At 43.2% G+C, this 26,949-nt stretch carries 21 protein-coding genes and 4 tRNA genes; 12 read left to right on the top strand and 13 right to left on the bottom strand.

Annotation, left to right across the window (positions count from 1 at the left end; all coding sequences use genetic code 11):
• The first annotated feature begins 205 nt into the window (after positions 1-205).
• The 9 genes from pyrC to FD716_RS12815 all read left to right on the top strand — a co-directional run bounded on the left by pyrC (position 206) and on the right by FD716_RS12815 (position 7,073).
• The gene (gene pyrC / locus FD716_RS12775) at positions 206-1,240 is read left to right on the top strand and encodes a dihydroorotase (protein WP_139852695.1); all 1,035 of its coding nucleotides are present in this window, start codon (positions 206-208) and stop codon (positions 1,238-1,240) included.
• Positions 1,225-1,884: a ribonuclease T gene (gene rnt, locus FD716_RS12780; RefSeq protein WP_139852696.1), complete on the top strand. Its 660-nt coding sequence runs from the start codon at positions 1,225-1,227 to the stop codon at positions 1,882-1,884. The genes pyrC and rnt overlap by 16 nt, the downstream gene beginning before the upstream one ends.
• A gap of 19 nt (positions 1,885-1,903) precedes the next feature.
• Positions 1,904-1,979: transfer RNA gene (locus FD716_RS12785), tRNA-Glu, on the top strand.
• A 310-nt stretch (positions 1,980-2,289) separates the two neighbouring features.
• Positions 2,290-3,732 carry an amino acid permease gene (locus FD716_RS12790; RefSeq protein WP_139852697.1) on the top strand — a complete coding sequence of 481 codons (1,443 nt, stop codon included), beginning with the start codon at positions 2,290-2,292 and terminating at the stop codon, positions 3,730-3,732.
• A gap of 399 nt (positions 3,733-4,131) precedes the next feature.
• Positions 4,132-4,207 (top strand) — tRNA-Glu (locus tag FD716_RS12795).
• A gap of 98 nt (positions 4,208-4,305) precedes the next feature.
• Positions 4,306-5,712: an amino acid permease gene (locus FD716_RS12800; RefSeq protein ID WP_139852698.1), complete on the top strand. Its 1,407-nt coding sequence runs from the start codon at positions 4,306-4,308 to the stop codon at positions 5,710-5,712.
• 116 nt (positions 5,713-5,828) lie between these two features.
• Complete coding sequence (locus FD716_RS12805) at positions 5,829-6,752, top strand: alpha/beta fold hydrolase domain-containing protein (protein WP_139852699.1); 924 nt, start codon at positions 5,829-5,831, stop codon at positions 6,750-6,752.
• A 134-nt stretch (positions 6,753-6,886) separates the two neighbouring features.
• Positions 6,887-6,962: transfer RNA gene (locus FD716_RS12810), tRNA-Glu, on the top strand.
• Between the two features lie 35 nt (positions 6,963-6,997).
• Positions 6,998-7,073: transfer RNA gene (locus FD716_RS12815), tRNA-Glu, on the top strand.
• A 226-nt stretch (positions 7,074-7,299) separates the two neighbouring features.
• On the opposite strand, the gene FD716_RS12820 is transcribed toward FD716_RS12815, so the two are convergent.
• The 6 genes from FD716_RS12820 to FD716_RS12845 all read right to left on the bottom strand — a co-directional run bounded on the left by FD716_RS12820 (position 7,300) and on the right by FD716_RS12845 (position 17,286).
• On the bottom strand, positions 7,300-8,544 hold the full coding sequence (locus FD716_RS12820) for an NADH:flavin oxidoreductase/NADH oxidase family protein (RefSeq protein ID WP_139852700.1): 1,245 nt from the start codon (positions 8,542-8,544) through the stop codon (positions 7,300-7,302).
• 147 nt (positions 8,545-8,691) lie between these two features.
• Positions 8,692-10,293, bottom strand: a complete 1,602-nt coding sequence (locus tag FD716_RS12825) for an ABC transporter ATP-binding protein (RefSeq protein ID WP_139853683.1) — start codon at positions 10,291-10,293, stop codon at positions 8,692-8,694.
• A complete protein-coding gene (locus FD716_RS12830) occupies positions 10,271-11,281 on the bottom strand; it encodes an ABC transporter permease (RefSeq protein ID WP_139852701.1) in 1,011 nt (336 codons plus the stop codon). The genes FD716_RS12825 and FD716_RS12830 overlap by 23 nt, the downstream gene beginning before the upstream one ends.
• The gene (locus FD716_RS12835) at positions 11,281-12,333 is read right to left on the bottom strand and encodes a microcin C ABC transporter permease YejB (RefSeq protein WP_139852702.1); all 1,053 of its coding nucleotides are present in this window, start codon (positions 12,331-12,333) and stop codon (positions 11,281-11,283) included. The genes FD716_RS12830 and FD716_RS12835 overlap by 1 nt, the downstream gene beginning before the upstream one ends.
• Before the next feature lie 39 nt (positions 12,334-12,372).
• On the bottom strand, positions 12,373-14,214 hold the full coding sequence (locus FD716_RS12840) for an extracellular solute-binding protein (protein WP_139852703.1): 1,842 nt from the start codon (positions 14,212-14,214) through the stop codon (positions 12,373-12,375).
• A 36-nt stretch (positions 14,215-14,250) separates the two neighbouring features.
• Entirely contained in the window at positions 14,251-17,286 is a 3,036-nt protein-coding gene (locus FD716_RS12845; protein ID WP_139852704.1) for a LysM peptidoglycan-binding domain-containing protein, read from the bottom strand.
• A gap of 217 nt (positions 17,287-17,503) precedes the next feature.
• Between FD716_RS12845 and dnaQ the strand changes: the two genes are divergently transcribed.
• Together dnaQ and nudC are read left to right on the top strand one after the other, a co-directional pair.
• Positions 17,504-18,976 carry a DNA polymerase III subunit epsilon gene (dnaQ, locus tag FD716_RS12850; RefSeq protein WP_139852705.1) on the top strand — a complete coding sequence of 491 codons (1,473 nt, stop codon included), beginning with the start codon at positions 17,504-17,506 and terminating at the stop codon, positions 18,974-18,976.
• Positions 18,977-19,155: 179 nt separating this feature from the next.
• The gene (gene nudC / locus FD716_RS12855) at positions 19,156-19,911 is read left to right on the top strand and encodes an NAD(+) diphosphatase (RefSeq protein ID WP_139853684.1); all 756 of its coding nucleotides are present in this window, start codon (positions 19,156-19,158) and stop codon (positions 19,909-19,911) included.
• A 64-nt stretch (positions 19,912-19,975) separates the two neighbouring features.
• On the opposite strand, the gene FD716_RS12860 is transcribed toward nudC, so the two are convergent.
• The 4 genes from FD716_RS12860 to FD716_RS12875 form a co-directional block, all read right to left on the bottom strand.
• On the bottom strand, positions 19,976-20,878 hold the full coding sequence (locus FD716_RS12860; RefSeq protein ID WP_139852706.1) for an alpha/beta hydrolase: 903 nt from the start codon (positions 20,876-20,878) through the stop codon (positions 19,976-19,978).
• Positions 20,865-21,548, bottom strand: a complete 684-nt coding sequence (locus FD716_RS12865; RefSeq protein ID WP_139852707.1) for a BON domain-containing protein — start codon at positions 21,546-21,548, stop codon at positions 20,865-20,867. Before FD716_RS12865 ends, FD716_RS12860 begins: the two co-directional genes overlap by 14 nt.
• Positions 21,549-21,614: 66 nt before the next feature.
• Positions 21,615-22,031 (bottom strand): YraN family protein, encoded by a 417-nt coding sequence (locus FD716_RS12870; RefSeq protein WP_171477102.1) that lies wholly within the window; start codon positions 22,029-22,031, stop codon positions 21,615-21,617.
• A 9-nt stretch (positions 22,032-22,040) separates the two neighbouring features.
• Entirely contained in the window at positions 22,041-22,994 is a 954-nt protein-coding gene (locus tag FD716_RS12875; protein WP_139852709.1) for a penicillin-binding protein activator, read from the bottom strand.
• A gap of 11 nt (positions 22,995-23,005) precedes the next feature.
• On the opposite strand from FD716_RS12875, the gene rsmI reads away from it, so the two are divergent.
• Positions 23,006-23,875: a 16S rRNA (cytidine(1402)-2'-O)-methyltransferase gene (gene rsmI, locus FD716_RS12880; RefSeq protein WP_139852710.1), complete on the top strand. Its 870-nt coding sequence runs from the start codon at positions 23,006-23,008 to the stop codon at positions 23,873-23,875.
• Positions 23,876-23,956: 81 nt separating this feature from the next.
• Here rsmI and FD716_RS12885 read toward each other — a convergent pair whose 3' ends face one another.
• The 3 genes from FD716_RS12885 to ubiH all read right to left on the bottom strand — a co-directional run bounded on the left by FD716_RS12885 (position 23,957) and on the right by ubiH (position 26,818).
• Positions 23,957-24,205: a hypothetical protein gene (locus FD716_RS12885; protein WP_139852711.1), complete on the bottom strand. Its 249-nt coding sequence runs from the start codon at positions 24,203-24,205 to the stop codon at positions 23,957-23,959.
• A 169-nt stretch (positions 24,206-24,374) separates the two neighbouring features.
• Positions 24,375-25,610, bottom strand: a complete 1,236-nt coding sequence (locus FD716_RS12890) for an FAD-dependent monooxygenase (RefSeq protein WP_139852712.1) — start codon at positions 25,608-25,610, stop codon at positions 24,375-24,377.
• A complete protein-coding gene (ubiH, locus tag FD716_RS12895) occupies positions 25,607-26,818 on the bottom strand; it encodes a 2-octaprenyl-6-methoxyphenyl hydroxylase (RefSeq protein WP_139852713.1) in 1,212 nt (403 codons plus the stop codon). Before ubiH ends, FD716_RS12890 begins: the two co-directional genes overlap by 4 nt.
• Positions 26,819-26,949: the final 131 nt, after the last annotated feature.

Consider the following 26,949-nt stretch of genomic DNA (forward strand, 5'->3'; position numbering starts at 1 on the left):
CAGCTTGGTGACGCGCTTCTTACCCATAAAGCCTTAGATGGGTATTTAGCAAAAGAGCTGACTTTTACTGAGTTTTAGACTTAAAAACGTGTTTTACATCTGAATAACTCGTTTTATTCACTAATTTTTTTCTTAATCGATCTTCCTCGTTACCATTTTCGGGCTTAATCGTTTACTATCTATTTTATTTTTAGTTTGAATCGCCTTGGATACTATTACGCTACTTCAGCCAGATGATTGGCATGCTCATTTACGTGACGGCCTTGCATTGCAACGCACAGTGCCTGATTTAGCCCAACAATTTGCGCGTGCGATTTGCATGCCAAATCTGCTACCACCCGTTAAAACGGTTGAAGATGCACTGGCTTATCGACAACGCATCTTGGCTCATGTCCCTGAAAACCTCAGCTTTGACCCAAGAATGGTGCTTTATTTTACCGATCAAACTTCCCCTGCTGAAGTCCGTAAAATCAAAGCGTCTGCATTTGTCGATGCCATCAAACTTTACCCGGCTGGTGCAACCACCAATTCAGACAATGGTGTTAGCGATATCCGTAAAGTATATGCAGTGATTGAACAACTGGAAGAACACCAAGTTCCATTGTTGTTGCACGGTGAAGTAACCAGCAATCATATTGATATTTTTGATCGTGAAAAACGTTTCTTAGATGATGTATTGTCGCCATTGCTTAAACAATTTCCAAAATTAAAGTTGGTGTTAGAACATATCACCACCAGTGAAGCTGCGCATTTTGTGCTTGAGCATGATCGCAATGTTGCTGCCACCATTACACCGCAGCATTTATTGTTTAATCGCAATGACTTATTGGTGGGTGGTATTAAACCGCATTTTTATTGTCTGCCTATCTTAAAACGACAAAGCCACCAACAAACGTTGCTTGAAGTCGCTACCAGTGGAAATCCTAAATTTTTCCTAGGCACAGACAGTGCGCCACATGCGCAAAATGCCAAAGAGAATGCCTGCGGTTGCGCTGGTTGCTATAGTGCTCCTACTGCAATTGAGCTGTATGCCCAAGCCTTTGATCAAGTCGGAAAAATTGAGCGACTCGAAGGTTTTGCCAGTCATTTTGGTGCAGACTTTTATGGCTTAGCACGAAATACCAATACCATTACCTTAGTGAAAGAAGCGCAAGTTATTCCAGAACGCTTAGATTATTTGGAAGATCAGCAAATTATTCCACTATATGCTGGCCAAACGATTGCATGGAGAAAAGTGTGACAACAGAAGTTCAACCGGTTATAGGTCAACGTTTTCGCGGTTTTTTACCTGTTGTTGTCGATGTCGAAACAGCAGGTTTTAATGCAGACACTGATGCCTTATTAGAAATTGCATGCATTCCAATCGTCTACGATGAACACGGTACTTTTGTGCCCGGTCAAGCACATCATGCGCATATTAACCCTTTTCCAGGGGCAAATTTAGACCGTAGATCGCTTGATTTTATTGGGGTTGATCCATTTAATCCGATGCGCGTTGCCATGGCTGAAGACGAAAAAACTGCACTGAAACGCATTTTTAAAGCCATCAATGAAGTGCGTAAGCAACAACAATGTACCCATGCAATCTTGGTGGGTCACAATGCGCATTTCGACCTCGGCTTTTTAAGAGCTGCAGTACTCAGAACAGCGACTAAAAATCAAAACCCATTTCATAGCTTTTCGGTGTTTGATACAGTCACTTTAAGTGCTGTGATGTTTGGGCAAACGGTTTTAGCCAAGTCTTGTATTCAAGCTGGCATCGAGTTTAACGGCAAAGAAGCACACTCCGCTTTGTACGATACTCAAAAGACGGCTGAACTGTTCTGTCATATTTTGAACAAACTCACGCCTCATGTACTTGACACATTGATGGTGGATCCCTAAGATACCGCCATCTCTTAACGACCCTATCGTCTAGAGGCCTAGGACATCGCCCTTTCACGGCGGTAACCGGGGTTCGACTCCCCGTAGGGTCGCCATCTCTTTTTCAAGAGTATCTCTTTGAAAAAACAATCTAAACCACGTTTTAGATTATCTTTACCCTCTCCTCCTTGATCTATCGCTTCGCGATATCCATTCAACTTTAGAACTTAAATTTAATCTATTTATTTGCATATTTTAATTTAGCCAACACATCAGTTTTTTCTCATAATTCCAGCTTAACCTCGATTAACCGCATAAAAAACAAACATCCACAGTTATTATTTAACGCATTCCTGTCTTGCAATTTTGTGAAATTTCTCACTTTCAATTACACTGCTGCGCTTTCAATGTTTTTGACCATTCGTTATGTCTTCAAATTCAGATTCCCCAACATCAAATCAACTTAATCAAGCACCTACTACGCTTAAACGCTCGATGACCAAACGACATTTAATTATGTTGTCACTTGGTGGCGCGATCGGGACTGGGCTATTCTTAGGTTCCGGACAAGTCATTGCACAGGCGGGTCCCTTTGGTGCGGTGTTGGCCTATATTGTCGGTGGACTGATCGCCTATATGGTGATGCTTTGTTTGGGTGAGCTTGCCGTTAACCAGCCGGTTACTGGTTCTTTTGGGGCATTTGCGACTAAAAACATCGGACCGGGCACAGGCTATATGGTGTCATGGATGTATTGGCTCGGTTGGTCTGCAACATTGGGTACCGAATTCACTGCCGCTGCACTTTTAATGCAAGAATGGTTTCCAACAATATCGGTTTGGATATGGACCCTTATTTTTGCCAGTGCTGTGTTGATTTCAAACCTCAGCTCAACCCGTGTTTTTGCGGAATCTGAGTTTTGGCTCTCCATGATTAAAGTCGTCACGGTGATTATCTTTATTGCGCTGGGATTGGCCGCCATCTTTGGCTTAATCTCCTTTCAAGGCTATGACTCCGCCCCGCTATTTAGCAATTTAACCGCACAATCTTGGCTACCGAATGGCTTATTGCCACTCTTCACCACCATGTTGATCGTCAATTTTGCCTTTAATGGCACGGAAATGATTGGGATTGCTGCTGGAGAAACTGAAAATCCCGAAAAGAATGTCCCCAAAGCGATTCATGCTGCGGTATGGCGCCTCATGATCTTCTTTGTCGGTACCATTATTGTGATCAGTGCATTATTGCCTTATCAAGATGCTGGAATGGTTGGAGGACATGGCGATGGCTTAAGCAGCAGCCCCTTTGTGACCGTCTTTAATTTTATTGGAATTCCCTACGCTGAAGACCTGATGCGTTTTGTGATTATTACCGCACTGCTTTCAACGGCAAACTCTGGTTTATATGCAGCATCACGCATGATGTGGGCGCTCTCTATTCAAAAACAATTGCCACGGATCTTTTCCAAACTAACGGCATCGGGCACTCCCGTAATTGCAATCTTGGTCACCATGATTGGTGGATTACCCGGCTTATTGTCTGAGCAGTTTGGTGCCGATGTGATCTTTAAAAACTTGCTGGGGGTTGCCGCCTTTACCATGGTGATTGTCTGGATGAGTATCTGCTTAAGTCAGTTCAACTTTAGACGACAATGGAAAAAAGAAGGCCATTTGCTTTCGGAACTGAAATTTAAAACCCCATGGTATCCAGTGCTACCCATCTTAGGTTTTGTTTGTTGCGGCATAACCGCAATTAGTATGGCATTTGATCCGGAAATGTTAATCGGCTTTATCGGCTGCTTAGTCTTCATGTTGGCTTGTTATCTTAGCTACTATCAACTTTACCACCCTGCCAGTAAGCATAAAAACTAAGGCTTTAACACAGTAGAATGACCAAGCTTGTGTTGCGATTTTGCAGCATAAGCTGAATTACGCAATCTTCTGTCAGTTTATTACAACAATCCTGTTCATTGAAAAAAGTGTCACTCACAAAGATTAGGCTGCCGACCTCATCAATCTAGGTGAAAGTGCAGTCAATTTTTTTGATCCAATGGATAAAAACGTGGTCAGATTTAGCAATGAAATCACATGTGAAATACTGCATGATCATTTCCACCCAGCGCAATCACTTCAAGCCCCAAACATCACAATTTTCGAATACTTTTAACAATTAGACTCATAAATTAAACAACTGTTTTAAAAATTAAGCTTTTCTATAAATTACCTTTGACTTTTAAGCTGAAAATACCTAGTATGGCGTCACTTCTAAACGACCCTATCGTCTAGAGGCCTAGGACATCGCCCTTTCACGGCGGTAACCGGGGTTCGACTCCCCGTAGGGTCGCCATTTTCTTTTGTACTTTACGTTAAGTAACATTCGTTCATTGCAGAATTTAATGTTCTAACTAAAATAAACGGCTTCGCCTTAATGGACTAAGACCGGACATGCAATCTCCTACACACACCCCTCCCGAACAGACTCCTCATTTAAAACGCACCATGACCAGTCGTCATTTGGTGATGATTTCGTTGGGCGGTGCAATTGGTACTGGTCTATTTTTAGGTTCAGGCGAAGTAATCAATCAAACTGGCCCAGTCGGTGCCATTCTCGCCTATATCCTAGGTGGCTTAATTGCCTACATGGTCATGCTCTGCCTAGGTGAACTTGCAGTACATTTTCCTGATTCAGGTTCTTTCGGAAGTTATGCCAACCGATTTATCGGACCAGGCACAGGTTATATGATCACTTGGCTGTATTGGCTCACTTGGACAGCAACCCTCGGCACCGAATTTACAGCCGCTGCAATGCTGATGCAGGAATGGTTCCCACAAGTCTCCGTTTGGCTTTGGACCATTATCTTTGCGGGCATTGTCTTTACCTTAAACGTCAGTTCAACCCGTTTATTTGCTGAATCTGAGTTTTGGTTATCGCTGGTTAAAGTAATTACTGTAATCAGTTTTATCGTACTCGGTCTATTGGCGATTTTCGGTCTCCTGTCTTTTAATGGCGCTGAAACCGCACCGCTGTTTAGCAATCTAACCGCACAAGGCTGGTTCCCTCAGGGCATCTTTCCTATTTTTGCCACCATGTTAATTGTGAACTTTGCCTTCTCAGGTACTGAACTGATTGGTGTTGCCGCAGGTGAGACTCAAGATCCAGCCAAGAACGTGCCTAAAGCGATTAATGCGGCCATCTGGCGCTTACTGATCTTCTTTGTTGGTACCATTATTGTGATCAGCGCTCTATTGCCTTATCAAGCAACGGGTTTGCACAGTGATGAAGTCAGTAATAGTCCTTTTGTGACTGTATTCTCTTACATCGGTATTCCTTACGCTGAAGACATTATCCGCTTTGTAATTATTACTGCACTGCTTTCAGCAGCGAACTCCGGTTTATATGCCGCATCACGCATGATGTATTCACTTTCAGTCAAAAAACAATTGCCACAGGTTTTCTCCAAGTTGAGTAAATCAGGCACGCCAATTATTGCCCTCATGGTGACCATGATTGGAAGTTTACCTGGGCTCTTGTCTGAGAAGTTCGGCGCTGAATTTATCTTTAAAAATCTGTTGGGGGTCGCTGCATTTACCATGGTCGTGGTGTGGATGAGTATCTGTTTAGCGCAGTACAATTTCCGTCGTCAATGGTACAAAGCTGGTCATCGTAAAGAAGAACTCAAATTTGTTGCTCCGCTGTTCCCAATCGTACCGATTCTTGGCTTTATCTTTTGTGGAATCACCGGTATAAGCATGGCAGTCGAACCTGAAATGTTGCCAGGCTTTATTAGCTGTTTGATCTTTATTGCAGCTTGCTATATCAGCCACTATGTTTTATATCGCAATAAATCTTAAAAATTCATCAGCTTGTTGACCTAGTTGCGCAGCAAAATACAGCGCGATTTACTTAGAGCGACTTAGGTCGCTCTTTTTTGGTTATACTCAAACAAATAAAATTAGCCTATAAAACCATGAAAATTATATTTATACATGGCATGAACCAGCAAAACTATAATGCAGCAGCCCTCAAACAGCATTGGATCGATATTTTTAATCAAGGCCTACACTATGCTCAAATCCCGATGTCTGCGACGGATTTCGACATTGAAATGGCTTATTATGCGGATTTGCTGCTGAGCTATCAAAGCCCGAAGCTAGTCAGCCCAGCCCGCTCAGCAATACTCTCGGCTCATGCACCCCAAGTTCCGCCCGATCCTGCTGAATTGTATTTATATGCACCGATGCAATGGCTTTTGAACGATCAAACTGATTCAAAAGCACAAACAGCCATACCGCTGCTCCCACAGTTTTTAAAGCAAGCACATCCCGATTTCCCCACACGCCTGTCAGCCTATGCAGCGCTGTTAAAAGATCACCTGTTTAAAGATTTAGCCAGTCTCCTTGATCATTTCCCCAATATTCACGCTCATTTAATTCATGAATTCCTGTTGGAAACTTATTTGTATTTGTCGGATAACGAATTTATGCAAGCTGTCCATCAGCGTATCCAAGCCTGTTTTGACCCAAACCAAACCCATCTGATTGTTGCGCACTCACTCGGTTCAGTGATTGCCTATAACTTTTTACATCAATATCCGCAATACCATGTCGATGGCTTCATCAGCCTTGGATCACCACTGGCCTTTCGCGTCATACAAGAAAAAATCTACCAACCAATTTCAGCACCCAATAATCTCAAAGGTGATTGGATAAACTTTTTTTCAACCGAAGATTTTTTGACCGCATTTCCGCTCACAAATCCACCTTTCGATTTTAGTCCCCCCATTCTCAATCAAGCGATTCAAACCTTTAGCCATCAACCACATCAAATTACGGGATATTTACAACATCCGAATGTAATAAAAAATATTGTGAAAATCGTTAAAAAAGCATAATTTTTTATCAATCCTCACCACCCATGCTCGATATTGTTTTAATTTCAACCATTCAATTCATATTTTTAATTTAATTGGCTAAAAGCGTTTGACAGTTTTTTAGATTCGCCCTAATATACGACCACCTCTGAAACGACCCTATCGTCTAGAGGCCTAGGACATCGCCCTTTCACGGCGGTAACCGGGGTTCGACTCCCCGTAGGGTCGCCATTTATTGTTTCAGTTGGTACTAGCCTCATCTATACGACCCTATCGTCTAGAGGCCTAGGACATCGCCCTTTCACGGCGGTAACCGGGGTTCGACTCCCCGTAGGGTCGCCAAATTCGAGATAGCTTATCTCACAAAAAAACCTGAGCAATATGTCTCAGGTTTTTTTATGCCTGTCATTTCTTTCGACGATTTAGCGCCTAACACATCTTTAAATCTCAGCGCGTAGACTGATAGCCCTACCCAAAGCCCTTAATCCCCCCTTGCGCCATATATGGCGCATCTTTTCCAAAGAGGGACTGGTCGAAATTTTAATACTTAAGTTATTTAATTGCTCGTCTAAGCCTGTTTACGTGAGTTCAAGCGGCCTTGCAACATGGCTTTAACATTACTCTTGGCATAGCCCAAGAATATTTTAAGCGGTGACAACTTCGGGTTCGGTTGCTTGCCTTGTGCAATCGCTTTGAACTGCGCGGCATACCAAATAATTTCCATGATCGCCATTTTATCGACAAAAGGAATACCGGTTTTAATGGGCTTCACTGCGTAACGGACATCTTGCCCGGCAATCAAGCGATCAGTTAAATCAACTTCAACCGCCAGTGGTCGTGCCAATCCAATAAAATCACAAGCACCACTGTCGAGTGCTGCATTCATGCCTTGAACGGTACGAAACCCACCCGTCACCATTAAGTGACAACCAACTTGTTTACGAATATTATCGGCAAAATCAAGAAAATAGGCTTCACGCGCAATGCTACTTGGTTTACGTTTATCCGCTTTTACACCAGCCATTGCAGGAGCTTCATAGGTTCCACCTGAGATTTCAATGAGATCAATGCCTTCAGCATCAATCGCCTGAAAGACGCTGACCACTTCATCTTCAGTTATGCCGCCACGTTGGAAATCGGCAGAGTTCAACTTCACTGCAACAATAAAGTTTTCAGTGGTTTTCGCACGGACTGCACGGTAAATTTCAAGTAAGAAACGCATCCGATTTTCAATCGATCCGCCCCATTGATCTTGGCGTTTATTGGTCAAAGGGGATAAAAACTGACTGATCAAATAACCATGCGCACCATGTAACTGTACGCCCTCAAAACCCGCCTTTTCACAGATTCGTGCAGATTCGGCAAAACGTTGAATAATATCTAAAATTTCAGCTTCAGTCAGTTCCCGCGGTGTACCAAAGGTAGTGGCAAGCATTGGACTAAATGGCACAGCAGAAGGCGCAACGGTTTCTTTATTTAAGCCTTTCGGGCATTGGCGACCTGGATGTGACAATTGAATCAACTGCACCATGCCCTGTGCCTTACCAAGATTGGCCCACTGTGTGAGTTGCGCTAAATCACGTTCAGTTTCAACCACCACCACCCCAGGTTCATTTTTGGCACGAAAATCGACCATCACATTACCGCTGATAGCACAACCTAAACCGCCTTTGGCCCACGCATCATACAAACCAAAATGCAATTCATTGGGCTGACCTTCTCGATTGGCCAAGGCCTCACTCATTGCCCCTTTAATAATACGATTTTTAAATGTGATGTTTTTTATTTGTCGTGCTTGAGCAAGATGCAGCATGGCCAGTTTCTCTCATTGGTGTGAAATCAGATATCGTGTAAAACGGAGTGCAAATTCATTTGAGTGTAGATTTGACAATAACCTTTGTCAAATCGCCTCATCTGTATTTAAACCGAGACAGTGATCCTGAATATCACCTTAAATCAATCACTCAGGCATTTGCGCATACTTGCTTGCTTGAATTAATTGCTGGGTATAATCCTGTATTGGCTGCTTAAATAAGTCTTCCGTGTTTTGAAACTCAATCACTTGGGCATGCCGAAGCACCAACACCTTATGGCACAACGCCCGTACCACCTGTAAGTCATGACTAATAAATAAATAACTCATTTGATGTTGGACTTGGAGTTGTCTTAATAGTTGGACAATCGCCCGTTGTGTGGTTCGATCCAAGGCCGAGGTAGGTTCATCTAAAATCAATAACTTCGGTTGTAAAATCAAAGCACGTGCCAAAGCAACCCGTTGGCGTTGCCCACCAGACAACTGATGTGGATAGCGCTGTTTAAACTCAACGGGTAACTCTACCTGTAATAAGGCTTGATCAATATGTGACTGTATTTGTTCCTGATTCAGCGACTGCAATGCCAAGCCCTCAGCCACAATCTGCGCAATACTCATGCGTGGATTTAAGCTGCCAAAGGGATCTTGAAAGACCATTTGAAATTCACGACGCAATGGGCGTAATTTCTTTTCATTCAATTGGTTTAAATCTTGTCCCAACAAGACAATCTGACCATCACTCGCAATCAAGCGCGCGACCGCCAACGCCAATGAAGTTTTACCCGAACCACTCTCCCCCACAATTCCAATCGATTCCGCTTGCCGCAAGCGAAGATCCAGTGGTTCTATTGCAGTGACATAATCTATGACCCGATTGAGTAAGCCCTGCTTAATTGGGAACTTAACGGCCAATTGCTGCAAAGACAGCACTTCCGGTGCATCGGCAACAGCTGCTTCTGCCTGACCAAAATCATGGTTGAGTAAATGTCGGGTATAGGCTGTTTTCGGCTGTGTAAAAATCGCTTTGACATCCCCCTGCTCTTCAACTCGACCTTGATTCATCACCACAACTTGATCCGCATAACGTCCAACCAAATTTAAATCATGGCTAATCAAAATCATCGCCATATTGCGTTGCTGTTGTAACTGCTTGAGCAGTTCCAAAATTTGCGCTTGTAAGGTGACATCGAGTGCAGTAGTCGGTTCATCAGCAATCAGAATATCTGGCTCCAATGCCAAGGCCGCTGCGATCATTACCCGTTGGCGTTGCCCACCCGACAACTCATGCGGATAACGACGGAGCTTGTCAGCAGGCTGTGGTAGACCAACATCTTCGAGCAATTCAATGCTACGTTGCCTAATATCTTTGGGCGCACAGCCATTTAAGTGCAAAGATTCAGCTAAAATCTTTTCCACCCGATGTAAGGCATTTAAAGCGGTCATCGGTTCTTGAAAAATAATTGCAATTTTTCGACCCCGAATTTGCCTTAACTCCGCTTCATTGCAGCGCAAAAGGTCTTGACCCTTGAAATGTGCCTGTCCTTGTACTTTAAGTTCTTTGGGCAATAAACCAAGTAAAGCCAAACTACTAATCGACTTGCCTGAACCACTTTCCCCAACAATCGCGATAGTTTCGCCAGCATGTAAATCAAAACTCAGTGCTTCAAGCAACGTTTGCTGCGGCAAGCCAATATTCAACTGTTTTACCGCAAGATAGAGCACCGGATTAATGTCTTGGATCGAATGCATCACGGGTTGCCTCCCCAATATAAATTAGCAAGGATAAAACCAAAGCCAAGCTAAAAAAGCCAGAAAGAGCGAGCCACGGGGCATCCAAGTTATTTTTACCCTGTAACAACAGCTCGCCTAAAGAAGCTGAACCTGGTGGCAGCCCATACCCCAAATAATCCAAAGCAGTTAGTGCGGTAATGTTCGCTGTCAGCATAAATGGGAGTTGTGATAAGCTCGAACTCATGGCATTCGGCAAAATATGGCGAAACATCAAAGTGCTGTCTTTAACTCCCAGACAACGCGCGGCACGAACATAGTCCAGATTACGGGCACGTAAAAACTCAGCACGTACCAAGCCGACCAAGGCAGGCCAACCAAAGATCAGCATAATCACAAACAGCCAATAGACGCTGGGGCTAAACATGCTGACCAAAATCATTACCATAAACAGCGTTGGCAAACCGCCCCAAACCTCTAGAACCCGCTGCCCGAGCAGATCGACCCATCCGCCATAATAGCCTTGCAGCGCTCCAACAATTACCCCAACAACCGCGGCAAAAAATGTCAGCGCTAAACCAAAGATCAGCGAAACGCGTAAGCCATATAGAATTCGCGCCAATACATCGCGGCCTTGATCATCCGTCCCCAACCAGTTCTGCTTCGACGGTGGTGACGGCATCGGCACATCTAAGGCATAGTTTGGAGTGTCATAGGAAAATGGAATCATCGGCCAAACGGCCCAACCTTTATCATCAATCAGTTGTTGTACCACGGGATCTTTATAATCGGCGGTGGTTTCAAACACCCCACCAAATTCAGTTTCTGGATAATCTTTAAAGATAGGGAAATAATAAGACTGATTATATTTAAGCAAGATGGGACGATCATTGGCGACCAGTTCAGCCACTAAAGAAAGGCAGAAGATCACGACAAAAATAATCAGGCAATAAAAGCCCAAACGGTTTTGTTTAAAGCGCTGCAAACGTGCTTGCATAATTGGAGACATTATTCGACTCCTCGCGCATCAAAGTTAATTCGTGGATCAATCACCTGATACAACACATCACTGATTAAACGCAGCAGCAAACCCAATAAGGTAAATAAAAATAATGTACCGAATATCACAGGATAATCACGCTGCTGAATTGCTTCAAACCCCAATAAACCAATTCCATCTAGGTTGAAAATAATTTCAATAAACAAATTACCCACAAAGAAAATACCCACCAGCGCCTCAGGTAATCCAGCAATCACGATTAACATCGCATTTCGGAAAATATGGCCATACAGTACTTTATTCTCGGTCAGCCCTTTGGCACGTGCTGCAATCACATATTGTTTATTCAGCTCTTCCATAAATGAGTATTTGGTCAAATAACTCAGCCCAGCAAAACCACCAAGTACAATGGTCAATAAAGGCAAGGTCATGTGCCAAAAATAATCTTTGATTTTTCCCCACAAACTAAAATCTTGGAAATTTTCAGAGACCAAGCCTTGCAGTGGAAACCATTGCCAATAAGAGCCACCCGCAAAAAAAACAATCAATACAATCGCAAATACAAAGGCTGGTACCGCATACCCCACAGCCAATAGCAGCGAAGTTGCCTTATCAAAGACTTGACCATGGCGACGGGCTTTTTGAATCCCTAAAGGAATCGCCACCAAATAAATCAGCAAAGTACTCCACAGCCCCAAAGAAATCGTGACTGGCATTTTTTCCCACAGCAGTTGCGTGACAGGTTTATCTTTAAAAAAACTGGTGCCAAAATCTAATTGAAAATAACCTTTTAGCATGAGCCAGAAGCGTTCTGGGGCAGGTCGATCAAAGCCGTATTGTTGTTTAATTTTTTCGACCATTTCAGGACTGAGTCCCCGCGCACCCCGATATTCAGTTTCTCCACCACCCTCCGCATGCAAGCCCTGAAAGCTTTCGGCTTGTTGAATGGTTTGCTCAACCGGTCCACCAGGTGCCAATTGCACCACCACAAAATTAATCAATAAAATCAAAAATAATGTCGGAATGATTAGCAACAGTCTTTTTAATATATACGTGCCCATAGCGATATTCCTTGTGAGCGCATTCGCATTCTACGTGTTTTATTTTTTACCGAGATACTGGGAAACTTTTTGTGATTTCTGAGAATCAATCCACCAATAATCAATTCCTGTACTCAACTTTGGTTTAATCAAAGGCTGTTGATACATATTCCAATAGGCAAGCCAAACATCGGTTTTATTATAAGTCAGCAGCTGATAATAACCGGCACGCAATAAGCGATCCAAAACCCGCGTATATAACACCAACTGCTCACGATTTGGTGCTTGGATAACTTTTTCAACCACTTCATCAATGACTGGGTTTTTAATCCCGGCATAATTATAATTGCCGATCTCATCTGCTGCCTTAGAACCCCACATTTGCGCTTGTTCATTGCCCGGACTTAGGCTCTGCGGCATCGCTAAACTGGTCATGTCAAAATCATAACGTCGCGTGCGTTCTAAATACTGCGGAATATCCACCAAGCGTACGCTGATATTAATCCCGAGCTTTTTCGCATTGCGTACAAACGGCATAATCGTGCGTTGCAAATTTTCTTGTTGAATCAAAAATTCAATATGTATCGGCTTGCCTTGCCGATCAAGCAACTCCCCATTTTTATAGTGATAGCCAGCATCGAGTAATATCTGTCTTGCTTTCAATAAACCATCACGATTAAAACCACTGCCATCCGAAACGGGATACTTCCAATCAGCCAATACCCCTTGACGTTGCAACGGATCTAAACGCTTTAAATAAGGCTGTAATATTTTTAATTCTTCAACACTGGGTTTGCCCGTTGCTGCCAATTCACTATTTTGAAAGTAACTGTCTAAACGCGCTAACTCACCATAAAACATGGTTTTATTCAGCCATTCAAAATCGTAGGCATAACTCAAGGCTTGGCGAAAATGAATATCGTTAAACGGTGCACGGCGTTGATTAAATACAAAACTCTGCGTTGCAGTCGGATTTTCCAGTCGGATTTTATATTTTTGCAGCATGCCCGCTTTAAAGGCAGGAAAATTATAGCCATTCACCCAAGTCCGGGTGGAGTTTTCTTGATGTAGCGTATATTGCCCCGACTTAAAGCCTTCAAATGCCGTATCTATGCTGCGGTAATATACATATTTAATTTGATCAAAATTATAACGCCCGCGATTGATTACTAAATCTTTGGCCCAATAGTTGGGATTACGTTTATAGGTAATACTGCGCCCAGCATCAATTCGATCAATTAAATATGGCCCTGAACCCAAAATCGGCTGCATGGTTATTCGGCTAAAATCTTTATTGTTCCAATCCGCTTTTGAATAAATCGGCAACTCCGCCAAAATGCTGGGTAGCTCTGTATTGCTTTTCGATTTAAAACTCATTTTCACCTGATATTTAGACAAGACTTCAGTTTTATCTAAATCGGCAATATAAGCCTGCAAGCCATAATTAGACTTGGTTTTATAGGTGTCAAAGGTAAATTTAACATCTTCTGCAGTGACAGGTGCGCCATCGCTAAATCGTGCTTTGGGATTTAAATTGAAAATTATAAAATTGGCATGCGCAGGATCAACCACCACGCTCGAAGCCAATAACGGATACATCACTCCAGATTCATCCAATGAGCGGCTCATCAGTGAATCAAATAAGAGGTCAGCCCCCTCAGCAAAACTGCCCTTACCATTCATGCTATTTAAATTGTCAAAAGTTCCCCGAGCAGAGCGGGTTAATATTCCACCTTTAGGCGCATTGGGATTGGCATAGGGCATACTGTTTAAATGCGTATATTGTGGTGTGGTATACATCGCAATATAGGGCGTAGTCTGCATAACAGACCACGCCATAGTGCAGGCCATAAGGCCCGCCACACCAGCAAGCGTTTTTACAATAGATCGGTCTAAACGCATGAAGTTTCCTTTTTCAGTGACCCAAACCGTTTGAGATTATAAGTTTGGTACTTTAATCACTTCACCAATGCGAAGACTTGCATTGGGCTTCATGTCATTCATTTCAGCCAAAGCTTGTGTATCTAAACCATATTTACTGGCTAAGCGGATCAATGAATCACCACTTCTTACCGTATATTGCACTGTGGTTTTGGGTAGCTGAATGGTCTGTCCACGGCGTAAGCTGGTTTTTGCAGTCAAGTCATTGATCTCTGCAAGCTCTTGCACAGACACACCAGAACGAGCAGCAAGTGAGGTCAAAGACTCTCCTGCTTTTACCACATATTTTTCAGTGCTTTTGCTTGATGTCTTACTAGCACTGGTTTTTACTGTTTTGGCAGCAGGTGCAACCACCTCACCAGTCAGTTTTAACTTCTGTCCCACTTGTATGCCCGAACTGCTGCTAAGTCCATTGAGGTCAGCCAGTTTGCTCACGGATAAATCATATTTATTCGCGATTACCGTTAAACTATCTCCAGACTGTACCGTATAGTTTTCAGGGGTAATACTCCCTGCTGGCACTTTAATGCTTTGTCCCACCAACAAACCTTTGTTTGGCGAAAACTTATTGAGTTCAGCCAAGGCATTCAGGCTTATTTTTGATTGTGCAGCAATGCTCGACAGGGTTTCACCGCGTTGAACTTTATAGTTCTCTGTCTTATAAGTAATTTCTGGCTTAGCAATTTCGACTTTTTCTGCCTTAGCAGTTGTACTTTGTGTGTTGACTTCATTGAGTGGCACATTAATTTTTTGTCCCACCAATAAACTGCTGTCAGCGGATAACCCCGCTGTTAAATCAGCAAGTTCCTGATTCGACATGGCATAACGATTGGCAATCAAATTTAAAAACTCACCACGCTTGACGGTATAGACCTTGGTCTTCAGTTTAACTTCAGTGCGTTGTGTGGTTTTTTGTTCTTTACTGCTATTTTCGATGACCGGTTTGCGATTGGGATTGTCCACCAAACTCAGTTTTTGCCCCACCAGTAAGTTACTACTCACACTTAAATTATTATAATTCGCCAATTGTTGTAAGGATAAACCAAACTGTTCAGCCACAGCCGTTAAGCTGTCATTTGGTTTCACCACATAACTGGTGGTTTTTTCTACTTTCTGAGAGTTTGAGGTCTGACTAGGCGCATCGGTTGTTACAGGTTTCGCATCATAAAGATATAAAGTCGTGCCAACAAATAAAGTACCGGTTGGATTGACCTGATTCCAATTGGCAACATCGCGCCAATTCACCCCATTTTTCGTGGCAATAATCGCTAAAGTATCGCCTGCAACCACTGTATAGGTGCTACGCTTCCCCTTTGGCGGAACCACAATGACGTCATCTGTCGCTGTTCTTTCAAAGCTTTTTCCTTGGTTTAAACGCGCTTCAGCCGAGTTTGCAGGTGTATTTTCAGCAACGCCTTTCGGGTAGGAGAAACCAACCGTAACTTCTTTACCTTGCTGTTCTGCAACGGATTGACTGGTTTGAATCGCAGTCAATTTGATTTTGCCATCCAATGGATCAACCACTTGCGTCCCTTGCGGTGCAAGTGCAGTAATTTCTTTGACCACTTCGTCTTTTTCTGCAGCTGTGGCTTGCGGTTGCAAGATTTGCTGTACGGTTTCTTTGCCATTTTCAGCTTTTACAGCCGCAAGGATTTGCTCACGCTCTTTGCCTGAAATGGGTGGCTCAATACTTACAGGTTTAATATTTGCAGCTTGATTAATTGCGACAGGAATACGTGGCGCACTGGGCACGTCTGCATTGGATGCAAAACTCGCCAGTGCATTTGAACCTTGCGGGGTGTTTTTAAGCGTTGTTTGAGTCACGGGTGTCGGTACTTTTACCGAACTACTGGCAGTATAGGTTGGCGTGGTAGCGACAGGCGTAATCACTTTGCTCACACTGGTACTGGCCACCGGTTGTGGTGTCGTGGTCACTGTACTCGCGGTATTGCCGGTGTTCAGTGCCAAAAATTCACCCGAACCTGAAATCACACGTAAACGCGCATCAATATTAGGGTTTAAATATGCTGGAATTAAAATCCGTTGCGGACTTAATGCATCAATCACTTCACCACGATGGCCGGGGTTTAATGCATATAATTCTGCTCGGCTCATGCCCGTAATACTGGCAATTTGGTTGAGTTGTGCACCAGCAGGAACCGCGACTTCTCTAAAATGTGGCCGATTGGCAATAGGCGGTAAACTCACCCCATAGTTTTGCGGACTTTTAATAATCTGTGCCACAGCCAAGAACCGTGGTACATAACTCATGGTTTCTTGAGGCAGTTTTAATGACCAATAATCTGTAGGTAGTCCAGCCGCTTGGTTACGATTAATCGCCTGTTGAATTCGGCCAGGCCCTGCATTATAGGCGGCCAAAGCCAATTCCCATGAACCAAACTGATTGTAGAGACTGCCTAAGAATTCATAAGCAGCACGTGTTGATTCAACAACATCACGACGCCCATCATAAAGATTGTTTTGTCTTAGGCCATAAATACGGCCAGTACTCGGAATAAACTGCCACATGCCTGCTGCTGCTGCACTACTGGTCGCAGCTGGATCATAGGAGCTTTCAATAATAGGCAGTAAAGCCAATTCTGTTGGTAAGCCACGACGCTCCGCCTCTTTTACCGTATGGTAAAGATAACGTGAAGCACGTGCACTGAGTCGATCTAAATATGGCTGTCTAGAAATAAACCAACCACGCTGCGCTGCAATACGTGGATCGGGATTGCTTTCATCCATTTTAAAACCAACCGTCATGCGCTTCCACACATCACCGTGTTTTAAAATTTGTAGTCGATCGCCTTCAACCGCACGCATATCGGTTGCTGACAATAAATCTTCAAGTGAATTCAAGCTATTGGCATCTAACATGCCAGATTGCTGTCCAGATGCCATACCGCCAGCTGTTGGTGTAGTAGAACAACCTGTAGTAAGACCGAGCGCTGCCAATGCTGATGTAATTATTGAAAGTTTAAATATTATAGATGCAGAAGGCTTCCACACAGCTGTACTTGGTTTATACATACAAGGTTCCGGAACACAAATCGTAAATTTATTTTATATATGCCATTGTAGAGAAGCGGCACATTGACGCAAGTCTACTATTGAATGCGAATCGCATACAAATGTTACAAGAAATTAAAAATAATTGAGAATTATCGCTGAAATCCCCTATTTGCATATACAATAATTTCTTCAACCCTGATGTTCAACTCTAAATTTAATTTCACTGGTTCAAATTATGTCTCAAACAATCACACTTTATGTCGATGGTGCTTGCCGTGGTAACCCTGGTTTAGGGGGTTGGGGCGCCTACGTGATCACGCCAGATCAAAAGCATGAGTTGTGTGGTGGTGAAGCGAACACCACCAATAATCGCATGGAGTTGCGCGCTGCCATTGAAGGTATTCGGTTTTGTGCACCGACCGACAAGCTGATTTTGTGGACAGACTCGACCTATGTGAAACGTGGTATTACCGAATGGATTGAAGGTTGGAAAAAGAAAAACTGGAAAGATGTTAAAAACCCAGACCTCTGGAAAGAATTGGATTTAGTCTGTCAAAACCGTGACATCGAATGGAACTGGGTGAAAGGCCACGCAGGACATGCCGGCAATGAAAAGGCCGATCAATTGGCCAACCGCGGTGCAGACCAAACCCTCACCCAAATAAAAGCCGGCGAACCCATACAAGCCAGCATCGATAATATGGTTGTCGCAGCTCAACCAGCAACAGCCACTGAAACCAATACAGACTCTATCACCGATAGCACAGCAAAAAAAAAAGCTGAACCAGACTGGCTCTTAAACGACCCTTTTGGTCTCGACTTTGCTGACACTGATGATGGGGAAATGGAAGAGGTGCCAGAAGCAGATGCACCCTTGCTCAAGTCTGCACAGAACAGCTCCAACAAGCTCATAACTTCTGCTGAACAGCCAACTGCTGTAGCCCTAACCACCACGGCACCAACAGAAGTACATCCGCAGATTGTTATTACCCCTGCCAATAAACACCTCGAAGGTCCACGACAGTTTATTTTGGATACAGAGACCACTGGTTTCTATTTTCAAAATACCGACCGTATTGTCGAAGTTGGCGCGATTGAAATGGTGAATCGCAAACTGACCGGCAGTTCCATCCATATTTATATCAATGGCGAAACACCGGTCGGTGACTCTTTTCGTATTCACGGCATCAGTGATGAGTTTCTTGCCGATAAACCCAAGTTTGCCGAAATTGCCGCGACCTTATTTGAATATTTAAAGGGCGGTGAAATTATTGCGCATAACGCCAGCTTCGATATGAACTTCTTAAATATGGAGTTCAAGCGTTGTGGCTATCCAGCCCTGTCTGAAGTCTGTAGCGTCACTGACACCTTGGCGATGGCCAAAAGCAAACATCCCGGTCAAAAAAACTCACTGGATGCTTTAGTGCGACGCTATGAAGTACCGCAACGTGATCGTACTTTCCATGGTGCCTTACTCGATGCTGAAATCTTAGCAGATGTGTATTTGGCCATGACTGGTGGTCAGGTTTCTTTGGACATTGATGCGCTGACTGAACAAACGGATCAACAGCAAACGCTCGACAAGCAACATAATCTTGAAGCTCAACTGCCGGTCATTTTCCCTTCAGCAGAAGAGTTGGCCGCACACCAGCAATGGATGCAGCACTATCAAGACAAAAATGGTGAGCCAAGCCTCTTTGCCAAATAAACCGTACATAGGCTTCGACGATACAAAGGCCTGAATGCAATCCACTTATACAGCGCAACTGCTTGTTTTCATCAGTCGATCTCTCTGTTTCGACTAAGGTTTTACAAATGCATCGCGCTGTATTACATTCAGTTGTAGCACCATCTCCCTACAGCCAACATCAAATAGCGAACGCCAACATGTCTGAACTCTCACTTGCCTATATCTTCCATCACAATCAACTTTTAGTGGACTCTAATCTTCAATTACCCCAAGTTGAAAAGCTGGTTGATGATCTTCCCCTGCAAGTTGGTGATCAAATTATTGCACGTGATTTAAGAGATTTAGAAGCAATTCCCAGTGGCTATCAGCTTATGCCAATTCGACAACTGATTAGCCAATGGTCTACCAATCAATTTGAGCAAGCCAGTCGTGCTGTACAGCTACTTGAATGGCGTCGTAACCATAAGTTCTGTAGTCATTGTGGTCATGCCACACAAATTCACGCTACCGAATATGCCATGGTCTGCCCAGACTGTGCTTACCATCAATATCCACGTGTGCAGCCCTGCGTAATTACCATTATTACCCGCGGTAAAGATGAAATTCTGTTGGCTAAAAACGCAAAGACCAATACCAATATGTATGGTCTGATTGCAGGTTTTGTTGATGTTGCAGAAACGCTAGAAGAAGCTGTACAACGTGAGACACTTGAGGAAGTTGGCCTACAGGTTAAAAACATTCAATATCTTTCAAGCCAACCGTGGCCTTTTCCAAGCAATCTGATGTTGGCCTTTAGAGCTGAATATGAATCGGGTGATATTGTATTACAGGAAGAAGAAATCAGTGATGCTCAATTCTTTAAATTTGATCAACTGCCTGAAATTCCATTTAGTGGCAGTATTGCGCATCGTATGATTCAACATGTTATTCATCAACACTCTATGTCAGATTAAAATCTACAGCCTGTACCGTCGCAATCCCTTTTTCAGCTTGGCCATGCATTAATCACTACACGGATTAATGCATGCGCTGATCTTTGAAGGTTTCATCTAGGGCATGAATCACCCGCGTTCTGGTCTGGAAAAAGCGACTAAAAATACTCGCAAAACTTCCCATAATCGAAATATGCCCAGTACGGCGAATCACCTCAACATGACTATGATTGCCCACACTGAGTAACTCTGCATGTAAATCAAAAGTATTTTTATCTTGGACGATCTGATCTTTTTCAGCCAAAAAAAAATAATGTTTGATCGAATTCTCTTTCACAAAATAATAAGGCATCACTTGTTGATAAGGAACACTTTGATCAAAGGCATCTTGTGCGAGTTGATCACCCAAATAATCAAAGTGATATGGCCCCGCGATCCCAATAATTGCACGAATAAATGGCAATTGCATACATGCGACTGCACGTGGATGGTACAGCAACGAGGCCACATTAAAGGCACCGGCAGAATGCCCCATTAATGCAATATTTTCAGTGGACACTGCATATTGTTGCTGATGCCTGCCCAAAAAATCGAGCGCCAAAGCCAAATCATCGACATAACTTGGAAACTTATGTTGTGGCGCATGATGATAATTAATCACAGCAACATCGTAACCAAATCGAGTCAATGCTTCTCCAACAAAACGATAGGTATTTTTATCACCATGTGACCAAGCACCGCCATAGACAAACACCACCAATGGTCGCTGTTGATAACGTTTTGACTTTGAAACATACAGATCCAGTTGCTGCTTGTTTGCTGTTCCATACGCGACATTCTCAGTCAAGTGATAACCTTGACGTGAACTAAAACGGTTTAAAGCATAACTGCCGAGATCATACAGTCGAAAATCTTTAAGTTGCTGTTGCAGATTTTTGGCTGTATGACCGAGATAGCGCTGTAACTGTTGACGTTTAGGGTTGAACATTATTTGAACCTGATGCATTTGGATCAACCGCAACAGGTGTTTGCACCCCAGCATTGTTATAGGGCTGAGCAGAAACATTACTTTGGTTTGCCGCACTTTGCTGCTGAGTATTGTCGATTAACGTCACAATTTTAGTGACATTCCCCACTTTTTTCAGCACATCATTTAAATCTACAATTTCTGGGTTATTTAAACGCCCCATCACATACAACACACCATCTTCAGTATGCAGAGAAACCTTACTGTCTGAAATAACAGGCGCTTTCATGACTAAACCACGTGTGTTTGCGGTCACTGTGCCATCTTGCATGATGGTGCTATAACCAATCTGATTGCCAATCGTAATGTAGTTGTGCACAGTTTTCACATCACTCATTGCGCGTAAATTGTCTTCTGCCAACTGCTTTAAATGTGCGTCAGGCACTTGTCCAGTTAACAAAACATTGCTGTGAAAACTATTAATATTGACTCGAGATTGTTTAAAACGTGAATCTAATTTATAGAGGTTAACTTTTGCAGTCCGTTCAATTGATGAATCGATAAAGACTTGCCCTAAAGAGCGCACGCCACTATCGGTCCCAACTGGTGTTGTTCCGGTTCCACCCGAGATAAAACTACAACCAGACAAACTTGCAATACATAGCATGGTAATGACAATCGGCTTTAACACTCAGGATTACTCCTCAAATAATTTATAAAAATCTATATTTTTTTCAAACCAATACATTTAGATAAATCACAGACGAATCAAGTCTGTATCCAAAGTAAATGCGTTTTCTATCCACTGCAGATCATACGGAAATTTAGCAAAGTCATACTGTACGTTTTTTGCAAATTTACGATAAAAATCAAAACAAAAGACGTCAAAACGAAAGAAATATGAGTGTAACTGCGGATTCTCCGCTAAAAACACCCAAGCTGTTTTGATAATCTTCAGTTGTTTCGCACGTGTAATCACATCATAAGCATGACCAAATTGTGTGGCTGCTCGGGCTTTGACTTCTGCAAAAACCACATCATGATCACGTACCGCAATCAGATCAATTTCCCCATAACGGCTATGAAAATTTTGTGACAGAATCTGAAAATCGTGCGCTTCGAGTAACTGCCGTGCAGTACATTCAGCCCAACCACCTAACGATGTTTCTGCCATTTTCCCCATCTACAACACCACTAAACCCTTTTTCGTATTGATAAAACACGCCGGGGTACGTTGAATTTGCTGATCTGTCATTGTAATTTCTCCAGTTCGCCCAGAAAAACTAAAATGCTTCAGTTTAGGCTCTGACAATATGACCTGACTCATGGCCCATGCATCTCCACCAAATGCAATTAAGCGTTGATAAGGCATTGAGGTTGGATCTTGCTGATAGGCTTGCATAACATCTGGCCATTTTGCAACATAAATTGCAGGAACGTCACAAAATTTTAGACCAACTGGTATCGGCTGATTATCTGCAATCGCCTTAGCGGATGCATAAATATGTTTTGTTGGCAATTTTTTCAGTGTATTTATCCACGAATTATCGCCTAATAATAAAATCCCACTTTTTTTGCTTGTTTTCTTAGGCAGCTGATCAACGCGTTCAATCTGACCTTTAAACTTCTGCTGTAATGAGGTTACAAACATATTAAAGGTCTGTTCAGTACCCGATTGCTGATAAACATAGAGGGTAGACAAATTATCTTTTTCGATTTCCCTGAGCAGTGCCTCGGTATCCGCATCTTTGGATAAACTAAACTGCCATACATTTTTATGGGTTCGTGCGACTTCATTCAGTGCCAAAACAGGAAGCTTAGGATTATATTCAATCAATCGTTCTACATCTTGTCGTGCTAATGGCCCAATCACCATTTCAGTTTTTTTATTGACATGCTTTTTTAATAAAGCTGCCAGGTTATTGTCATTGGCATTGATAAATTTTAAGCTGGTTTTATCGCCAGCCATTTGATTTGCACTCTGCATGCCTTGCCGAATACTTAAACCCGCTCTCGCCAAGTCGCCAGTTTCAGGTAGAATAACCAACACTTCGGCTTGCACTGTCGAAACCCCGATTAAAAGCCCAAAACATATCAGTCCCTTCCGATATATATTCAACACCTTATTTTTTTGCATGGAGAATCCCTATGAGTGCTCAGTTATTTGTCGTCGCGACCCCAATTGGCCACTTGGATGATATGACTTTCCGCGCAGTAGAAGTGTTGAAATCTGTGGCGGTAATTGCGGCGGAAGACACACGCCAATCAATACAATTATTAAGACATTTCAACATTATAACACCATTAACTGCATGTCATGATCACAATGAAAATATGGTAATCGATCAATTGATTGGTCGGCTTAAAAATGGTGAAAACATTGCATTGGTCAGTGATGCTGGTACCCCACTGATTAGTGATCCAGGTTTTAAACTGGTTCGAGCTGCGCAGGAACATGGAATTCGTGTCACACCTGTGCCTGGTGCATGTGCTGCGATTGCCGCATTAAGTAGTGTCGGCCTCCCCAGTGATCGCTTTAGTTTCGAAGGCTTTCTGCCCTCAAAGTCATCACAGCGCCTTCTCCAATTGGAAAAACTCAAGGATGAAACCCAGACACTGATTTTTTATGAAGCCCCGCATCGTATTTTGGCGAGTGTTAAAGATATGGCACAAGTCTTTGGTGCAGACCGACCTGTAGGTTTTGCACGAGAAATTACCAAGACATTTGAAACCATTAAAAAAATGACTTTGGCAGAACTGGTCAGCTTGATTGAGCGCGATCACAATCAGCAAAAAGGTGAAATTGTTTTAGTGATTGGTGGTGCAGCCAAAGAGGTCGATCTAGATCAGTTAAAATTAGACCAACTGTTAACTCGCTTATTGGAAGATCTCTCTGTTAAAGCAGCCTCACAATTGGCCGCAGATCTTTCTGGGGTGAAAAAGAAAATCGCTTATCAGCGTGCTTTAGAGCTTACTGCGGAAAAAGAGCAAGACAAACTAGACAGAGACTTAAATTAATCTAAAGCCAAGTCCAAATTCAATCAAAATCATGGCAATAGATATGCCATAAAAAAGCATCACCGAGGTGATGCTTTTTTCTTAATCGTACGCAGATTCGTCTGGTGGAACTTCTGTGATTCTGCCACCACTTGCCAAGAATTGAGCAAGCTCATCTTCAAGTGATTGGCGCTGTTTATTTTTGGCGGTCACCGTGAGCGTTTCTGCGGCTGCTTGATCTGTATCCGTAACAGTTGCATCACTTACAGCCGCACCCTTCTCTGCAGCTTGTGCTTCATCCTCGTCGACAGCGTCGTCATCATTTTCATCGTAATCATTTGCATCAGTCATTTTAAACTCCCCATCAACGACATCTTTTGACCAAAATACAGGTCATGTTTTAACGAGAAATGTACCAAGCTCTTGTGCTTTCGACTAGAGTCTATTTTAACAAAATCGTATTTATTTTAACCAAAAAAGTAACAATGTTTAAAAATTTGTTCAAATTTCATCATCACATTTATACTGCTGCATAACGCGTGTTTTCCAAAGCGTATAAACCGTTGGCGCGAGACATAAAGACATCTTTTAAAATGGGTTGCTGTTCGACCTGCTTTAAGCCGAAATTTCGCGCCCAAACCAGTGGGAAAAGTTGCTGCGTTTCCAGCCAACCAATCGCAGACATGCTATGCATCATGGCATCATTTTGACCTTTACGACGATGTTCATAGCGCATAAGGGTCTGCTCATGGGCCCAAACACCACGTTTTAAATCATGCAATAACGCATCACATAATAATGCCGCATCCAGACAACCAATATTAACACCTTGACCAGCCAATGGATGGATCACATGTGCTGCATCACCAATTAACGCTAAGCCTTGACGTACATAGTGTTGAGCGGCACGGGCTTTTAATGGGAATACCGCACGTGGTGTTGCTTCAAGTACGGTGCCAAGCATCAGGTGGCTTTCTCGGCTCAGTAACTGACAAAAATCCGCATCATCTAAAGCTGCATATTCATCTGCGTAGTCTTGCGGTAACGTCCACACAATCGACAACCAATGGCCTTGTTGTTCATCATTTAAACTGGCCATCGGTAAAAAGGCCAACGGCCCCGTCGGATGGAATATTTGACGCGCCACATGTAAATGAGGTTCAGCCGTTCGAATCGCACAAGTCAATCCAGCCTGTTGATAATCCAACACATCAAGATCAATCATCGCCTGTTCACGCACAAAAGAGTTTGCACCGTCAGCACCGATAAGTAGCTTGGTGTGCAGTTCAGTGCCATCCGCCAAACGGATCATCCAAGTATTGACCTGTTGTTCAATCGCCACGACTTTGACTGAAGTCCGATAATCATCAATAACCTGCAACATCTTTTCTTGGATTGCCAAATTGATAATGCTGGGCTCAGCCATTACCCCTAAACGTTGTGCTTCACTGGGACAATTTTCACTGGCTTGGCCAAAGTTGATTTCACCATAACCATTTACATTCCACACTTGCATACCGCTATAAGGCATGAGACGTGCCATTAAATCCCAAGCACCACTACTTTTAAGCAAATGAATGCTGGCTTGGCTAAGTGCGAGCACACGAGGGTTGGCAGTTGCAAGGACTTTTTCACGATCTAAAATCGGTGCAGCATCTAAAACAGTGGCTTGTACACCGCCTTGTTGCAGCAACAAAGCCGTTAACCCACCGACTAGACCACCGCCAACAATCACCACATCTAAAATTTGACTCATGCTTTTAGCCCCATGGCATAACTTGCTATCAATGGTTTTACCCCAGGAATTAAATCAAATGCGACCAAACCAGTATTTCGCAAAAGTTTAAGTGCAGGATTTGTATGGCTAAAGCCGCGTACCACTGCATCACAGAATTTAATGACACGGCGTTGATCACTCAGGCGCGCTTGCTCATAGGCTTTTAGAATATTGGGATCACCAAGGTCTTTGTGCTGTTGCTGTTGTTCGTCAATAAATCGCAAGAGCACATCGGCATCACGTAAGCACAGATTAAAACCTTGTCCAGCAACGGGGTGAATGGTATGCGCGGCATTACCCATAATCACGACACGCCCTACGGCTTGGCGATCAGCAAGAACTTGTGACAATGGAAAACTAAAACGTCGGCCCGTTTTAATAAATTTACCAGCACGATCCCCATAAGTTTCCTGTAAGGCATCTAAGAAATGTTGATCGTTTTCTTCACCCAACCATTCGTGTTCTGTCCCCGTTTTTACCGGCCAAACCACGGAACGGCGATAATCACCAGGCAATGGCAACAAGGCCAAAGGTCCTAAGGCACTAAAACGCTCAAAGCCCACTTGACGATGCGGTTTAGAAGTTTCAACCGCAGTCACAATCGCAACTTGATTATAATCATGCACATCCACCCCCACCCCCAAAGCTTGGCGGCAGAATGAATCACGACCATCTGCAGCAATCAATAGCTTCGCTTGTAGCGACTGGGTCTCTCCTGCCTGGTTATCAAAGTTCAGATAAACCTGTTGCTCATCTTGTGTCAGTGAAGTGACCTTTGCAGCATCAATCAGTTCAATCAAAGGCTGCTTGAGAACTTCCGTCAGCAGTACCCGACCCAACCATGCATTTTCAATCACCTGCCCAAAACTTTCGACTTTTTCTTGATCTGCAAGTAAACGCGCCTTACCAAAACTGCCCTGTTCAGTAATATGAACTTCTAAAATTGGGGTCGCATGTTGTTGTAAAGCATCCCATAAGCCTAAACTTTGGTAAATTTGCACACTTCGACGTGATAAAGCGGTATTACGCGCATCAAAACTAGAGTGGTAAGGAGCAAGCTCGGTTGAACGATAATCTGGATATTTGATCGCCTCAATCAACTTCACCGCAATGTTCACTTTCGCCAACATCAGTGCAAGACTCAGGCCGACCATACCACCGCCAACAATAATTACATGTTCCTGCATATTCTCTACTCCGCCACCCAATTAAGATTACATCGTTTAAAGACTTAAAATGTTGTTTCACTTCACTTGAGCGCTTTCAGTATTGATTTTAAAATACGTTTCTCTCATCAAAGGAGAAACTCAAAAACCAC

Source organism: Acinetobacter pullicarnis (assembly GCF_006352475.1).
Taxonomy (GTDB): domain Bacteria; phylum Pseudomonadota; class Gammaproteobacteria; order Pseudomonadales; family Moraxellaceae; genus Acinetobacter; species Acinetobacter pullicarnis.

Bases quoted from the DNA above. Each gene is read 5' to 3' on its own strand.
- rnt (WP_139852696.1), top strand. From the start codon at position 1,225: ATGGAGAAAAGTGTGACAACAGAAGTTCAACCGGTTATAGGTCAACGT.
- FD716_RS12790 (WP_139852697.1), top strand. From the start codon at position 2,290: ATGTCTTCAAATTCAGATTCCCCAACATCAAATCAACTTAATCAAGCA.
- FD716_RS12800 (WP_139852698.1), top strand. From the start codon at position 4,306: ATGCAATCTCCTACACACACCCCTCCCGAACAGACTCCTCATTTAAAA.
- FD716_RS12805 (WP_139852699.1), top strand. From the start codon at position 5,829: ATGAAAATTATATTTATACATGGCATGAACCAGCAAAACTATAATGCA.
- FD716_RS12820 (WP_139852700.1), bottom strand. From the start codon at position 8,544: ATGCTGCATCTTGCTCAAGCACGACAAATAAAAAACATCACATTTAAA.
- FD716_RS12825 (WP_139853683.1), bottom strand. From the start codon at position 10,293: ATGCATTCGATCCAAGACATTAATCCGGTGCTCTATCTTGCGGTAAAA.
- FD716_RS12830 (WP_139852701.1), bottom strand. From the start codon at position 11,281: ATGTCTCCAATTATGCAAGCACGTTTGCAGCGCTTTAAACAAAACCGT.
- FD716_RS12835 (WP_139852702.1), bottom strand. From the start codon at position 12,333: ATGGGCACGTATATATTAAAAAGACTGTTGCTAATCATTCCGACATTA.
- FD716_RS12840 (WP_139852703.1), bottom strand. From the start codon at position 14,214: ATGCGTTTAGACCGATCTATTGTAAAAACGCTTGCTGGTGTGGCGGGC.
- FD716_RS12845 (WP_139852704.1), bottom strand. From the start codon at position 17,286: ATGTATAAACCAAGTACAGCTGTGTGGAAGCCTTCTGCATCTATAATA.
- dnaQ (WP_139852705.1), top strand. From the start codon at position 17,504: ATGTCTCAAACAATCACACTTTATGTCGATGGTGCTTGCCGTGGTAAC.
- nudC (WP_139853684.1), top strand. From the start codon at position 19,156: ATGTCTGAACTCTCACTTGCCTATATCTTCCATCACAATCAACTTTTA.
- FD716_RS12860 (WP_139852706.1), bottom strand. From the start codon at position 20,878: ATGTTCAACCCTAAACGTCAACAGTTACAGCGCTATCTCGGTCATACA.
- FD716_RS12870 (WP_171477102.1), bottom strand. From the start codon at position 22,031: ATGGCAGAAACATCGTTAGGTGGTTGGGCTGAATGTACTGCACGGCAG.
- FD716_RS12875 (WP_139852709.1), bottom strand. From the start codon at position 22,994: ATGCAAAAAAATAAGGTGTTGAATATATATCGGAAGGGACTGATATGT.
- rsmI (WP_139852710.1), top strand. From the start codon at position 23,006: ATGAGTGCTCAGTTATTTGTCGTCGCGACCCCAATTGGCCACTTGGAT.
- FD716_RS12885 (WP_139852711.1), bottom strand. From the start codon at position 24,205: ATGACTGATGCAAATGATTACGATGAAAATGATGACGACGCTGTCGAC.
- FD716_RS12890 (WP_139852712.1), bottom strand. From the start codon at position 25,610: ATGAGTCAAATTTTAGATGTGGTGATTGTTGGCGGTGGTCTAGTCGGT.
- ubiH (WP_139852713.1), bottom strand. From the start codon at position 26,818: ATGCAGGAACATGTAATTATTGTTGGCGGTGGTATGGTCGGCCTGAGT.